This window comes from Mycolicibacterium sp. XJ879 (assembly GCF_053483935.1).
In genome coordinates this window covers 62734-73828 of sequence record NZ_JBEFTH010000003.1, presented here as the reverse complement: position 1 = coordinate 73828, position 11095 = coordinate 62734, and the positions used below count along the sequence as shown (strand labels likewise).

General features: G+C 69.0%; 8 protein-coding genes. All 8 read right to left on the bottom strand.

Annotation, left to right across the window (positions count from 1 at the left end):
• Positions 1-84 precede the first annotated feature (84 nt).
• Complete coding sequence (locus ABQF13_RS07520; RefSeq protein WP_448392116.1) at positions 85-663, bottom strand: YdcF family protein; 579 nt, start codon at positions 661-663, stop codon at positions 85-87.
• A 72-nt stretch (positions 664-735) separates the two neighbouring features.
• Positions 736-1476 (bottom strand): TspO-related membrane protein, encoded by a 741-nt coding sequence (locus ABQF13_RS07515; RefSeq protein ID WP_448392115.1) that lies wholly within the window; start codon positions 1474-1476, stop codon positions 736-738.
• Entirely contained in the window at positions 1473-3254 is a 1782-nt protein-coding gene (locus tag ABQF13_RS07510; RefSeq protein WP_448392654.1) for a sulfatase-like hydrolase/transferase, read from the bottom strand. The genes ABQF13_RS07515 and ABQF13_RS07510 overlap by 4 nt, the downstream gene beginning before the upstream one ends.
• A 19-nt stretch (positions 3255-3273) precedes the next feature.
• Positions 3274-3717: an SRPBCC family protein gene (locus ABQF13_RS07505; RefSeq protein WP_448392114.1), complete on the bottom strand. Its 444-nt coding sequence runs from the start codon at positions 3715-3717 to the stop codon at positions 3274-3276.
• Positions 3704-4981: a metal-dependent hydrolase family protein gene (locus ABQF13_RS07500; RefSeq protein ID WP_448392113.1), complete on the bottom strand. Its 1278-nt coding sequence runs from the start codon at positions 4979-4981 to the stop codon at positions 3704-3706. Before ABQF13_RS07500 ends, ABQF13_RS07505 begins: the two co-directional genes overlap by 14 nt.
• A 50-nt stretch (positions 4982-5031) precedes the next feature.
• Entirely contained in the window at positions 5032-6087 is a 1056-nt protein-coding gene (locus tag ABQF13_RS07495) for a tartrate dehydrogenase (protein ID WP_448392112.1), read from the bottom strand.
• A 105-nt stretch (positions 6088-6192) separates the two neighbouring features.
• Positions 6193-7854 (bottom strand): exodeoxyribonuclease V subunit alpha, encoded by a 1662-nt coding sequence (recD, locus tag ABQF13_RS07490; RefSeq protein ID WP_448392111.1) that lies wholly within the window; start codon positions 7852-7854, stop codon positions 6193-6195.
• A complete protein-coding gene (gene recB, locus ABQF13_RS07485; protein ID WP_448392653.1) occupies positions 7851-11093 on the bottom strand; it encodes an exodeoxyribonuclease V subunit beta in 3243 nt (1080 codons plus the stop codon). The genes recD and recB overlap by 4 nt, the downstream gene beginning before the upstream one ends.
• Positions 11094-11095: the final 2 nt, after the last annotated feature.

The following is an 11095-nucleotide window of genomic DNA, read 5'->3' as shown; positions in this document are numbered from 1 at the left end:
TGGGCGAGATTGCAGCCACGGCTGTGATGGAGGTCCAACAGCCCTGACGTCAATCTCGGTCCTAGCACGCCAACGCGGACCTACCTACCGCACGGCGATGAACGGGCTCATCACGTCGTGCACGAACTGCACCACGTTGGTCTGCGGGTTGTCATCGGGAAAGCTCACCGTGGCAAGGATGTCGGCGCCTTCGTTGATGAAGTTGGTGTCGGCGCGGTCCTGGTGCGACGACGATGTCACCAGGATGATGCCCGACGTGTCCGCCTCCTTGGCCAGCGGCACCGAGAACCGGGCGTTCTGCACCGTGCTGTTGGCCCGGTCCTCCACGATGATCCGATGCGGGGGAAAGCCCAGCAGCGTCAGCATCCTGCGCATTTGCGCGGCCTCGGTGACGCCGCCGCGAGGGTTGCCGCCGGTCACGATGACCGGCGACTGCGGGAAGAACTGCGCCACGGTCAGGCCCATCAGCACGCGACGACGCAACACCGGGCGCATGGTGCCGTTCGGATGGAGGCCGTACCCCAGAATGACGATCGCCGGCTTGGAGAAGTCCTTCGCCGCGGCCGTCGGCTGAGCCTGCGCCACAGCTGGCGTGAACTCCCCGACGACGACGGCGACTGACAGTGCTAGCGCTGCAAGCGCGGCAGTCCAGCGACGACGCACACGGCCTCCCCGACTCCGAAACGGTCTTACGTCAAGATCATCGTCGGGTCGTGCCGAGACGTTACGGAAGCGTCAGATCCGGCGACGGCGCAGCGCCGTCGCCGCCGTGGCACCGACCATCGCCGCGGCCACCACCGCCGTCGTCGACAACACCGTGCTGTCGCGCTGAGCCGCTCCGATGGCGATCGCCACCAGCGCCCACAACACCCCGACCACATAACCCGGCGTTCCGCGCAGCATCCTCGTCAACCCGACCGCGAACGCCGCGGCCGCCACCAACACCACCAGCTGCCACCACACCACCGTGGCCGGCGCCCCGCTGTCGATCAGCGCCGCGGTGACGTTCGCGAACACCGCGATGCTGCTCCACCCCAGATACAGCCCGAACGTCGCGGTCGCCAACACCGCCAGCCACCGCTGACACGTCAGGTCGTGGCGGCGCCGCACCAACAGCCGCATGATGTGGACCAACGCCGCCACCATCACCGCGAACACCACGACGCTGACCCACAGCCAGCCCTGCGCCGCCACCAGCAGCCACAGGCTGAACCCGACGAACACCACGCTGGCGTCGACCAGCACGGCCGTCTCCCACCACGATCCGAGGCCGTAGCGCAGCACCGCCAGCATCGTTGCCGCGCTCAGCAGTGTGATCAGGGTGATCAGCGCCTGGTTGGCGGCGTCCGAGCCCGCCGCGGCCCGGCTGATGAGCGGCGCGGCCAACTGGCACAGCGCCAGCACCGCGGCGATCCACCGCCACGTCGTCACCCGCACCGAGTTGCGGCTCGGCGCGGGGCTGGTCGCGTTGGTCAACTCGGCAGAATTCCCACCCGTTCCAGCACACCGCGCACGCCCCGCTTGGTCGGCTCAGGCGCTCTGCGCGATACGTACGGCCACGGGTTGTTGCGCTCCGGAATCGATACCGCCCGTGCCTGTTTGAGTTCCATACGCAAGTGCTGGCGCAGCTCGTGCAGCGCGGGATCGGTCCACCGGTTCTGCGCCTCGGCCGGATCGGCGTCCAGGTCGTACAGCTCCCACTGATCGTCGAGCGGCTCGCTGCGATAGGTCTCGCCGCCCACCCCGCTGGCCGTCAGGTGCCGCACCCCCGGCTCCGTCCACGTCCCCGGATCGTCGAACGTGCGCACCAGCTTCCACAGGTGGCCCTCGCCGCCGGCCACGTCGTCGACGCGCAGCACCAGGCCCTCGAAGTTCGATCCGACATAGGCCGGCACCCGGATCCGCAGCGGCGCAGGCGGTTTCACCGTCTGGTTGAGCCGCCGCGCCAGGCCCGAGGCCAGTGTGTCACCCTCGAGGACGTTGTCGCGCGTCATCAGGTACACCGCCCGCGAGTCGTCGGCCTGCTCACCGTCGACCACCGGCATGAGGTTGCGGCCCGGCAGCGGATGCACCTCGCTGAACGTCTCCGCCAACTTGGCCGCCGCCGCGTCCACGTCGACCCCGGCCGCCCCGAGCAGCGTCGGCACGATGTCCACGTGCGACGTCGGCGCCGACACCGTCCGGGCATCCGTCGCCTGCTCACCGATGCGCGCGACGACGAACGGCACCCGGGTCGCCTCGTCGTAGAGGTTGAACCACTTCTGGTGCAGGCCGCCGTGCGCGCCGAGCAGATCACCGTGATCCGACGTGCGCACCAGCACCGCGTTCTGCGAACCGCCCTGCGTCACCGCGCGTCGCACCCGGTCGATGGGGGTGTCCACCTCGGCGTGCAACCGGTAGTAGAGATCGCGGTAGGTCTGCGCGTTCTTGGTGTACACCCGCTCGATCGCGGGCGCGACGCCGTAGCCCGAGTAGTAGGACTCGCGGTAGGCGATCTGCGCGGCCGGCTTGGTCGACAGGTCCTCGTGCGCGGTGGGCGCCTCCGGTATCGGCGGCGGATCCAGCGGCGACGGATACAACGGGTTGTTGCGCGCCCACACCGGAAACAGCACGATGTCGTGCGGGTTGACGAAGCTGGCGACCAGCAGGAACGGGCGCAGCGCCTCGGGATCTCCTGCGCGACGCCGCGCATAGCGGTCCATCAGCCACGCGACGACGCGGTCGGCGATCAGCGGGTCACGCCGGATACCCGCGTTGGCCAGCGGCGCCCCGTGCGGTTCCGGGCCGACCCAGCCCGAAAAGCCAAACGGGTCAAGGGGATCGGTGTCCAGGTACTGCTGCACGGCGTTTTGGTCGATGACGCCGTCTTCGTCGTTGGTCGCCAACGGTTCGCCGGTCGCCGGGTCGTGCAGGTCGGCGTGCGAGATGTGCCACTTGCCGTCGTAGTGGGTGTCGTAACCGGCGGCGCGGAACCAATTGCCCAGCGTGGGCACCTCGCCTTGCCGCAGCCAGCGCATCCGGGTGTCGTCGTACACCTTGCCGATGCCGTCGGTCTGGGTAACGCCGTGCAGGTCGGGGTACTGCCCGGTGAAGATCGTCGGACGGCTGGGCACGCACGCCAGCGAACCGGTGTAGTGCCGGCCGAAGCTGACGCCATGTTCGTCGAACCACTTGCGGCCGTGCAGGGTTCGGTCGCGCCACGCCCGCACCTCGGGCGTCTCGTAGGGCGGGATCGCACGCTCCTCGTCGGTCATGATGATGACGATGTCGGGTTTAGACACGTGCGTTCTCCAATCGTTGAGCCAGTCCGGCCAGCATCGAGTCGGACTGTCGGGCCAGCACCCGACACAGCACGCGTTCGGCGAGTTGCTGGTCGACGCGCGAGCCGATTTCGACGGTGCTGGTCAGCGTCACCGTGGTCGAGGAACCCGCGGCCTGCAGCGTCCAGCGGTTGGTGAGCGCACCCAGCCGGTTGGGCAGGCCCTCGATGTCGTAGGCCAGCGTGTGCGGCGGGTCGAACTCGGTGATGCGCTCGACCAGCGTTTCGCGCCCGACCTGCAGGCGCCGCGTGGTGCCGACCGGTTCGACTCCGCTGATCAGGATGCACGAGTGCTCGACGTTGTCGGCCCACGTGCTGATCGCGCCGAAATCGGCCAGTACGTCCCAGATTTCCTTGATCGGCGCCGCGATGGTACGGGTGCGGTCAGTCGTTGCCACGGCTACCAATATCGCATGTGTTCTTGACGACCGCCCCGTCTTTAACGATCAGCACCAGGTTCTTGCCGGAGTCGCCGAGCACGCTGAGGTCGGCCAGCGGGTTCCCGTCGACCAGCAGCAGGTCAGCCCACGCGCCCGCGGTGACCTCGCCGAGCCGAGCGGACTTGTACGGATCGCGTTCACCGGCCAGCCGGAACAGCTCGGCGTTGCCCGACGTCACCATCTTCAGCGCCTCGGCGTTGGTGTAGTACTCGCCGAGCCGCACCATCATGTCGCTCTGCCGCGCGTCGTGCTCCGGCTCGAACAGCAGGTCGGTGCCCCAGGCGGTTTTCACGCCGTGCTTTTTCGCCCAGTCATAGACCTGCACTGTACCGCCGCAGATTTCGCGGTTCTTGGCCGCGCTCTCCTCGTTGATGAAGCCGTGGTCGTGTTCCTCGAACGGCTGCATCGACAGCCACACGTCGCGCTCGGCGAGCAACGCGACCGTCGCCTCGTCGGCGAGATGGCCGTGCTCGATGGACTTCACCCCCGCCTCCACTGCCCGGCGGATACCTGCGACGTTGTAGACGTGGGTGGCCACGTAGGTGCCGTAGTCCTCGGCGGCCATCACCGCGGCTCGCAGTTCGGCCTCGGTGAACTGCAGCGTGTAGAGCGGGTCGTACAGCGAGGCCGCCCCGCCGCCGGCCATCAGCTTGATCTGCGACGCGCCCAGTTTCAGCTGTTCGCGCACCGCGGCCAGGACCCGGTCGGGGCCGTCGGCCACCCGCATGAAGCCGATCTGCTCGGCTCGAGACTCCTTGCCGCCCAACGCTGTCGGCGTCTGATACACCCAGCCGAAGTCGCCGTGTCCGGCCGTCTGGGAGAGCGCCGCCTGGCTGGGGTAGATGCGCGGGCCCAGCGCGAGGTCGGCGTCGATCACCTTCTTGATGCCCGCGGTGTCGCCGGCCATGTCGCGCACCGTGGTGAACCCGCGCAGCACGATGTCCTTGGCTTTGGCCAGCGACATCGCGGCGAGCTGGGTCTGTGACGCCATGACGAAGTCGATCAGCGTGTTTGCCATCCCGACGAGGTGCACGTGCGCGTCGGTCATGCCGGGCATCAAGGTGCGGCCGTTGCCGTCGATGACGTCGGCGACGTCGTCTTCGCTGATCGGGGAGGTCTCGACCGCGGCGATGGTGTGGCCGTCGACCAGCACATGCCCGGAGGTCAGGCGGTCGGAGCGGCCGTCGAAAATCTCGACGTTCTTGATCAGCAGGCGTCCCATGCCCCCAAGCTATCAGCGATTTCGGCGCGCTAAAGGACGCTAGCGGGGCATTAGCGCGCCGAAATCACGCTGGCGACCAGGGCCGCGGTGACGTCGGCGGTCGACGCGGTGCCGCCGAGGTCGGCGGTGCGGGTCAGCGGATTGGCCAGCGTCGCCTCCATGGCGGCCAGTACGTCGGCGGCGGCCTGCGGGTGGCCGAGATGCTCGAGCATCAACGCCGCCGACCACACCGCGCCGACGGGGTTGGCGACGCCGCGGCCCGCGATGTCGGGGGCGGAGCCGTGCACCGGTTCGAACATCGACGGGTACTGCTTGGTCGGGTCGAGGTTGGCCGACGGCGCGATGCCGATCGACCCGGCGACCGCTGCGGCGAGGTCAGAGAGGATGTCGCCGAACAGGTTTGAGCCCACCACCACGTCGAACCGCTGCGGTTGCAGCACGAACTTCGCGGCCAGCGCGTCGATGTGCTCGCTGTCGAACCGCACATCCGGGAACCGTTCGGCGCGTTCGGCGACCACTTCGTCCCAGAACGGCAGCGTGTGCACGATCCCGTTGGACTTCGTCGCCGACGTGACGTATCCGCGCCGGGTCTTGGCCAGTTCGAACGCGAAGTCGGCGATGCGGCTGACGCCGACGCGGGTGAACACCGACTCCTGTACCGCCATTTCGTCGGGGAATCCGCGGTTGAGGCGCCCGCCGATCTCGCTGTACTCGCCCTCGACGTTCTCCCGCACGACCACGAAGTCCACGTCGGCCGCTTGGCGCAGCGGGCTGGAGACGCCGTCGAACACCCGGATCGGCCGCAGGTTGACGTACTGCCGAAACGCCCGCCGGATCGGGATCAGCAGCCCCCACAGCGAGACGTGGTCGGGCACACCCGGCCAGCCGACCGCGCCGAGCAGGATGGCGTCGAAGCCGCCCAGGGTTTCGATGCCGTCGTCGGGCATCATCGCGCCCGCACGCTCGTAGCGTTGACAGGACCAGTCGAATTCGGTGTAGGACAACTCGATTCGGTGTTTGGATGCGACGGCATCGAGTACGGTGCGCGCCGATTCGATCACTTCCGAACCGATCCCGTCCCCGGGTATGACGGCGATAGAACTCATCCGCCCAAACCTAGCAGGCTCTTCCGCCACTTCCTCTTGCCGCCGAGTGTGGGGTCGTGTCACGCCAACCGGCGCCGGAGCGTGCGGGTAACCCACGTTCGGCGGTCAAGGTGTGGACAGGCGGCGGGCTAGGCCTGAGGCGCGCACCGCCCGCCGCTGGATCGCCGCGCGCACCGACGCCTCCGGGCCGACCACCCGCACCCGCGTCTTCGCCCGCGTCACCGCGGTATAGAACAGCTCGCGGGTCAACAGCCGCGAGTCCTCCGGCGGCAACAGTACCGTCACCTCGTCGGCCTGGCTGCCCTGCGACTTGTGGATCGTCATCGCGTGCATGGTCTCGACGTCGGCCAGCCGGCTGGTCGCGAACTCGACCCGCGACGTGCCCGCGATCACCGCCCGCAACACCCCGTCGCGCTGCACCGCAACGCCCGTGTCGCCGTTGTACAGGCCCAGCCCGTAGTCGTTGGCCGTCACCAGCACCGGCCGCCCGACGTACCAGTCCGACCAGATCGGCTCGCCGGTGCGCTCGGCCAGCCACCGCTCGACCTGATGGTTCCAGTACCGCACGCCGTACGGGCCGCGTCGATGCGCGCACAGCAACCGGTGCTCGTTCAACGTCGCCAACGCCGCGGAGTCGTCACCGAGTACCGCGGCCTGCCGAAGCGTAACGGCCCACGGCACCAACATCTTCCGCAGATGCTCCGCGGGTGCGTCGGCATCGGACCACTCGATGTGATCGCCACCTTCGCGCAGCACCTCGACGGCGGTGTCCGCGTCACCTGCCCGGATCGCCGACGCCAGCGCGCCGATCGACTCGCCGAACCGGTGCGACGTCCTCAGCTCCGCGATCCGCGCGCCGCCCAGCCCGTCGACCAGGTCGGCCAGCACCGCGCCGGCCTCCACCGATGCCAGCTGGTCCGGATCGCCGACGAGGATCAGCCGCGCGTCCGGGCGCACCGCCTCCAGCAGCCGCGCCATCATCGTCAGCGACACCATCGACGTCTCGTCGACGACGATCACGTCGTGCGGCAACCGATTTGCGCGGTTGTGCCGGAATCGCGCCGACGTGTCCGGCCGGCTGCCCAGAAGCCGGTGCAGGGTTGTCGCCTGCAGACCTTCCAACGCGGAGCGGTCGGCCGCCGACAGCTTGTCGACCTCGGTCTGCACCGCTTCTTGCAACCGGGCCGCGGCCTTACCCGTGGGCGCCGCCAACGCGATGCGCAACCTGCTGCCGCCGGCCAACAACGCCAGCAGCCGCGCCACCGTCGTCGTCTTACCGGTGCCCGGACCGCCGGTCAACACCGTCAACCCTTGCGACAGCGCCACTTCGGCCGCGGCGCGCTGCTCCTCGAACCCGGCCGGAAACAGCCGGTCGACGTCGGCGGAGGCCCGGGTCGGCGTGGCCGAATACATCGCCAGGATGTCCTTGCAGACCTGCTCCTCCTCACGCCAGTACCGGTCGAGGTAGAGCAGATCGCCCTCGACGCGCAGCGCCACCCCGGTCAACGGGCTGGCCCGCACCGCCGCACCGAGCCCCTTCACCTCGACCTGCGCTTCGGTCGACGGCAGGTCCAGGCACACCGACCCACCCCGCAACGCGCGCACCAGCAGCGCGATCGCCAACGCCGCCCGCTCGTCGTTGTCGCCGGCCAGCATCGTCAGCCGTTGTGCCACATGCACATCCGACGATTCGATCAGCTCGGCGTCGGTGAACGTGCGCAGCAGACCCGTCGCGCCAAAAGCCCGTCGCCACTGGCCGCTCGTCATGCCAGCAGCTCCGACATCTCGACCGTCAGCGCCGCGGGCGGCCGCCAACTGAACACCCCCGCCGGATGCCCGTCGACCACCGGCGTGGACGGCCCGCACATCCCGCGCAGGAACAGGTACAGCACCCCGCCCAGATGCTGCTCCGGGTCGTATCCGGTCAGCCGCCATCGCAGAAAGCGGTGCAGCACAACGCTGTACAGCAGCGCCTGCAGCGGATAGTCCGAGTGCAGCATCGCCTCCACCAGCCGCGGCTGCCCGTAGTCCGCGGCGGTCAACGGCCGCGACGGGTCACCCAGCCAGTTCGTCTTGTAGTCGACCACCAGGTACCGGTCGTCGACGCGCAGCACCGCATCCACCGACCCCGACAGGTACCCCTTCAACGGCTGCCCGCCCAGCGCCGCGCCGGTCAGTCGCTGCGCGTACGACGCCAGCGGATCGTCGCCAGGCAGGTGCCGGCCCAACAGCTCGCCCACCGCGCGCAGCCGCCCGCCGCCGAGCGGGAACTCGAAGTCCATCTCCCGCATCCGGTCGGCCAGCCCAATCTGCCGCAGCGTCACCCCGGGCGCCAACGGGCCCAGCGGGGTGTCGTGCAGCGGCACCATGGCCGCGGCAAGATCTTCGGCGGCGACGTCGACGGGCCACCACACCGAGCGTTCTTCGATGCGGGCCTGCAATTCGGCGGCCAGATCCGGCGCCAACGGGTCGGCGTCCTCCAGCACCGCGTGCACCAGCGTGCCGAACTTTGCGCCGGCGGGCAGCTCGGCCATCGGCGACGGGACGTCGGCACCGACCGGCGAAGAGGTCAGCGGGATCTCGGCCACCTCGTCGTCGAGCTCGGCGATCTCCGGCTCGCTGCTCACCGGGGTGGCTTCTGCGGCGCGGATCAGCCCCGAGTACGACGTGCGCCGCCAGGACGTGTCGATCGAGCGGTGAAAGTGCCTGGCCGCCAGTGTGTCCGGCGCCTCAGCTCGGGGCAACTGAGGTATCGGCCGCGGCACCGACTCCTCGACCACCAATCCGCCCACAGCTTCCCACTGTTTGAAATGCGCCCATGCGTCATCGTCGGTCACCTTCGACGGAACGACGGCCGGCGGCACCTGCGCCTGGTTCGGCGTGCGGCCGCGCAGCACCCGCGACAGGCCGCCGCAGGGCTCATCTTTGGACGGCGCCCACCACGCCACCACTTGGGATTGGGCGCGGGTCAACGCGACATAGGTGAGCCGGCTGTCGTCGCTGGCGTCCTCGGCGCGGCCCTGCTGCACGACGGCGTGGTAGTCGGGGCTGTCGGGTCCGCCGATGTGCAGGCAGCGGGTGTTGCCTTCGTGATAGAGCACCAACTCCGGATCGCGCACGTGCCGGTTGAACGTGAACGGCAGGTACACCACCGGGAACTGCAGGCCTTTCGCGACGAATACCGTCATCACCTGTACCGCCGCGGCATCGTTGTCGAGGCGGCGGAACCGTTCGGTGGCGCCGCTGCGTTCACCGCGCTGCTCACGTAACCAGTCCCGCAGCGCGGGCAGGCTGTAATGCTCGCGGTGCGCGGCCTCCTGCAGCAGCTGGGTGAGGTGCGCGAGGTCGGTCATGCGCCGCTCACCGTCGCGCCAGGACAGCACCCGGTCGGTCATACCCGCCAGCTGCGCGGCCTCGAAGATCGCGGCCACCCCACGCTCGCGGGCATGACCGGCCCACTCCCGCAACGTATCCGCGACAGAATCGGTCAGCGCGTCACCGCCATGCACCAGCTCCTCGGCGGTCTTGCCGAAGAACATCGTCGCCGCGGCCGCGCGCACCATCCCGGGACGGTGCGGCTGGTCGAACGCCTCGAGCAGGCACAGCCAGTCCTCGGCGGCCTCGGCGCCGAAGATGTCCGAATCACCGGTATACACCGCGGCAATGCCGGCTTCGCACAGCGCGTCGTAGCACGCGCGGGCATCGACATGCTTCTCGACGATCACCGCGATGTCCTTGGCCTCGATCGGCCTGCCGTCGAACGTCGCGCCGCTGGTCAGCAACGCGGCGATATCGGCGGCCATGTCCAGCGGGATGTGTCTGCGCAGATCACCGATCAACGCCGGGTTGGTTCCGCTGCGGCCCACCGTCTCCCGACGCACCACCCGCAACCGGAACGGCTCGCACGACGGCGCACCGACCAGCCGCGAACCCTGGTGCGCCGCAGAGACTTCGTGCACGACGATCCGCGGATCCCCGAGTTCGGCGCCTTTCAACACCACCTGCAGCCGGTCGACCAGCGCCCCGTCGCTGCGCCAGTTCGTGCCCAACGTCATCTGCACACCGGCGGTCGCTGCGGCGTCGAGGTAGGTGACGATGTCACCGCCGCGGAACGCATAGATCGCCTGTTTGGGATCGCCGATCAGGATCACCGTCGAACGGCCGGTGAAGGCCCGGTCGATCACCTGCCACTGCACCGGGTCGGTGTCCTGAAACTCGTCGACCAACACGATCGGCCAGCGTTGATGCATCCGCAGCTGAGCGGGGGAGTCCTCGGCCTGCAACGCGAGAGCCAGCCGGCCCAGCAGATCGTCGTAGCCGAGGATGCGACGGCGACGCTTGCGGATATCCAGCTCGGCCAGCACGTCTATGGCGAACTGAACGCAGACCGCGGCGCGTGAGTCGGGTTCGGGGTCGACGGGCCGAAGTTCGGTCGCGGGCTTGTTGACCACCTCGCGGGCCAGGGTCAGCGCATCGTCGTAGTCCAGCAGCGGAGCTTCGCGCTCGCGGCCGAAGTGGCGCAGGTACAGATCGTCGACGATCTCGGTGGTCAACTCGTCGAGGCTCTCCACCAGCTCGACGCCGGCGTCGGTGTCACCGGCCACGCCGAGTGAGCGCAGTACCGTCTGGCAGAACTGGTGCGTGGTGGCGATCGTCGCGGCGTCGAAGGCCGCCAACGCGTCGCGCAGCCGCTGCTGCCGGTTCTGGTACTCGTCGGCGGCGCAGTCCAGCAGATGTTTGACCACCTGGTTGTCGCCGGCCAGCGACGGATCGTCGAAAGCCGTGACCGCATCGACGATTTGGCGGCGGACCCGGTCGCGCAGCTCCTGGGTGGCGGCCCGGCCGAACGTGATCAGCAACATCTGGTCCAGCGTCGCAACGCCTTCGGCCACATAGCGGGTGACCAGGCCGGCCAGCGTGAACGTCTTACCCGTTCCCGCGCTGGCTTCCAATACGGTGGTCGACCGTTCGGCGGGCAGCGGGCCCAGCAGATTGAAGGGCGGCATGG

Coding starts and splice junctions, on each gene's coding strand:
- recD (WP_448392111.1), bottom strand. CDS start 7,854: ATGACGAGCGGCCAGTGGCGACGGGCTTTTGGCGCGACGGGTCTGCTG.
- recB (WP_448392653.1), bottom strand. CDS start 11,093: ATGCCGCCCTTCAATCTGCTGGGCCCGCTGCCCGCCGAACGGTCGACC.
- ABQF13_RS07510 (WP_448392654.1), bottom strand. CDS start 3,254: ATGACCGACGAGGAGCGTGCGATCCCGCCCTACGAGACGCCCGAGGTG.
- ABQF13_RS07500 (WP_448392113.1), bottom strand. CDS start 4,981: ATGGGACGCCTGCTGATCAAGAACGTCGAGATTTTCGACGGCCGCTCC.
- ABQF13_RS07495 (WP_448392112.1), bottom strand. CDS start 6,087: ATGAGTTCTATCGCCGTCATACCCGGGGACGGGATCGGTTCGGAAGTG.